This window comes from Vibrio sp. 1874 (assembly GCF_033344395.1).
GTDB classification, from domain to species: Bacteria; Pseudomonadota; Gammaproteobacteria; order Enterobacterales; family Vibrionaceae; genus Vibrio; species Vibrio alginolyticus.
This window is the reverse complement of the sequence record NZ_JAWPOR010000069.1, coordinates 1-1,570: the sequence shown is the minus strand read 5'-3', so window position 1 is coordinate 1,570 and position 1,570 is coordinate 1. Positions and strand designations below refer to the sequence as shown.

Sequence of the window (1,570 nt, the reverse complement as noted above, 5' to 3'; positions counted from 1 at the left end):
AAAGCTGCTCATGCGGAAAAAGAAAAGGCCGTGAACGGAATTCACGGCCTAATGATACAAGTTGAGTTACGCAAGTATAAGTACTTAATCTTTGCGTTGCAGGATGTCATCCCAAGGCAAATCCGTATCGCCCAGCACGATAAAGTTCGGGTTCTCTAGCGTTTCCCGTTCGTTGTAAGACAAAGGTTCGAGGTGAGTGCTGAGAATGCGTCCGCCGGCTTCTTCCACGATGCATTGCGTTGCTGCTGTATCCCATTCGCCAGTAGGGCCCAAACGTAAATAGCAATCGACCGCTCCTTCCGCCACCAAACACGCTTTTAGTGCTGCAGAACCGAGAGGAATTAAGTCGTAGTTCCAAGCGCTGCTCATGCGGCTGGTGATACGATTAATGTCTTGGCGACGGCTGATAGCAATGGCAATGTTTTGTCCTGCTTGTTCATGTTTGTGCGTGTGGATTTTCACGCTTTCAGACATGTCTGGGATTTTCCACGCACCTTTGCCGCTGTATGCGTAATACGTGACGCCAGAAACAGGCCCATACACCACGCCCATCGCTGGCTTGTTGTTGTCAATTAATGCAATGATGGTCGCAAAGTCGCCACTGCGTGCGATGAATTCTTGTGTGCCATCTAATGGGTCGACCAACCAATAACGCTGCCATTGTGCGCGCTGCTCTAAGCTGATGTCGGCGGCTTCTTCAGACAACACGGGGATGTCTGGTGTCAGTTCACTCAAACGTTCAGTGATGAGTTTGTGCGCGGCAATATCGGCGCTTGTGACCGGTGTTTCATCACTTTTGGTGTACGCTTCATATTGCTTTTTCTCGTAGATATCGAGAATCATTTGTCCCGCACTGCGGGCAATTTCGATAACTTGAGGAAGCAGGTGAGATAGATCTTTTGTCATTGGCATAGGTGATAGTCCTTACTCACAATATTTGTCGGTTTACACCGTTATTGATTGTTGTTGTGAGTGGTGTTTGGTAAGTGTTTCAGTGCCAACATTAACGCCGTGATGCTTCGTGCTTCACAGAAGTCCAAATGCGTTAATAGCTCTTCGGCTTGTGCGAGTGGCCAGCGCACAATTTCTAACGGCTCTGGTTCGTCGCCTTCTTGCTTTTCAGGGTACAGCGATTGACCTAGAAACAGCGTCATCTTGCTCGAAAAATAAGAAGGAGCAAGGATCACTTGTTTTAACGGGGTGAGTTCCTTACAACCAAAACCAATTTCTTCTTTTAGTTCGCGGTCAGCGGCCTGATGTGGCGTTTCACCGGGATCGATAAGACCTTTAGGAAAACCCAGTTCGTAACGCTCTGTACCAGCAGCGTATTCACGTACCAACAGTAAATCGCCCTGCTCGGTTATCGGTACAACCATTACGGCATCGCGACCACTTGGCTTCATACGCTCATAAGTGCGATGCTCGCCCTTGGAGAAGCGAAGGTCGAGGGCTTCCACAGCAAACAGTTTTGATCGTGCGACCGTCTGACAAGAGAGAATCTCTGGTGGGGTCCTTTTCGACATGGCGCTGACTCCTTGGTGTCGTTGGCTTTTGTAAGGTGCGTAAGATT

The 1,570-nt window shown here is 48.9% G+C and carries 2 protein-coding genes; both read right to left on the bottom strand.

The annotated features are described in order from the left end of the window. Positions 1 to 84: 84 nt before the first annotated feature. A complete protein-coding gene (cysQ, locus tag R8N46_RS24600; RefSeq protein WP_017449059.1) occupies positions 85 to 912 on the bottom strand; it encodes a 3'(2'),5'-bisphosphate nucleotidase CysQ in 828 nt (275 codons plus the stop codon). Positions 913 to 953: 41 nt separating this feature from the next. Continuing rightward, entirely contained in the window at positions 954 to 1,523 is a 570-nt protein-coding gene (nudE, locus tag R8N46_RS24595; RefSeq protein ID WP_318189699.1) for an ADP compounds hydrolase NudE, read from the bottom strand. Positions 1,524 to 1,570 lie beyond the last annotated feature (47 nt).

Excerpts from the sequence above, each read along its gene's own strand:
- cysQ (WP_017449059.1), bottom strand. The coding sequence starts at position 912 with ATGCCAATGACAAAAGATCTATCTCACCTGCTTCCTCAAGTTATCGAA.
- nudE (WP_318189699.1), bottom strand. The coding sequence starts at position 1,523 with ATGTCGAAAAGGACCCCACCAGAGATTCTCTCTTGTCAGACGGTCGCA.